Source organism: Deinococcus alpinitundrae, from assembly GCF_009982895.1.
Taxonomy (GTDB): Bacteria; Deinococcota; Deinococci; order Deinococcales; family Deinococcaceae; genus Deinococcus; species Deinococcus alpinitundrae.
In genome coordinates, this window is sequence record NZ_WXZL01000093.1 from 1 (window position 1) to 684 (window position 684).

Below are 684 nucleotides of genomic sequence, written 5' to 3' on the forward strand. Positions count from 1 at the left end.
TCCAGCCGCGCCCGCTCCGCTTCGGTGCGCGAGAAGCTGTCCTGCTTGTTCTTGCCGAACAGCGTCCAGGCCGCGATGATGCTGCCAGCGACAGGAACGATCCAGGCCAGCAACTCGCCGGGAGAAGCATTCACGTCGCCTCACTCTTGGCATTCACGCCCTGCCGGATGCAGCCGAGCACCAACGCCACGGCGGGGCCGAACTGGACGGTAGGACCGACACTGAGTGCCACGCCCAGGCCGATGGTCATGACCAGTACGCCAGTCAGGATGTAGCCCAGCGTCAGCCATACCCGGCCCCGCGCCGCGAGCAGGAAGGCCGCGCCGAAGACCAGCAGCGCCGGCCACACCCACCACGGCACGTCCAGCCCGCCGAAGGTTTCCAGCGCCACGTAAGAGGGTCTGCCGTTCGGCCAGCACAGCATTCCAGCTGAAACGAGCAGGCTCACGGCGTAGTTGATCCGGATGCGCCATCTGGCCGCCCTCATTGCCCGGCCCGCCAGATGGTGTTCCACTCACCGTTGAATCGCTGTTCGACCCTCGGCACGCCGCCGTCATCTGACCGGGCGGTGAGCCACAAGCGCCGCTCACGGGGGTAGGAGCCGCGCAAGACGAAGTAGCCGATGGGGGGCAGCACGCCGTCCCCAGCAGTACGGAAGCGCAGTACAGCCTTTGAGGTTAACGG

The 684-nt window shown here is 66.7% G+C and carries 2 protein-coding genes; both read right to left on the bottom strand.

What is annotated here, in order from left to right; all coding sequences use genetic code 11:
• Nucleotides 1–130: 130 nt before the first annotated feature.
• Nucleotides 131–514, bottom strand: coding sequence for a hypothetical protein (locus tag GUI70_RS22525; RefSeq protein ID WP_161884505.1), 384 nt, complete (start codon nt 512–514; stop codon nt 131–133).
• Nucleotides 484–684: hypothetical protein (locus tag GUI70_RS22530; RefSeq protein ID WP_237725127.1), on the bottom strand; the 201-nt coding region annotated here is incomplete at its 5' end. The genes GUI70_RS22525 and GUI70_RS22530, both read right to left, overlap by 31 nt.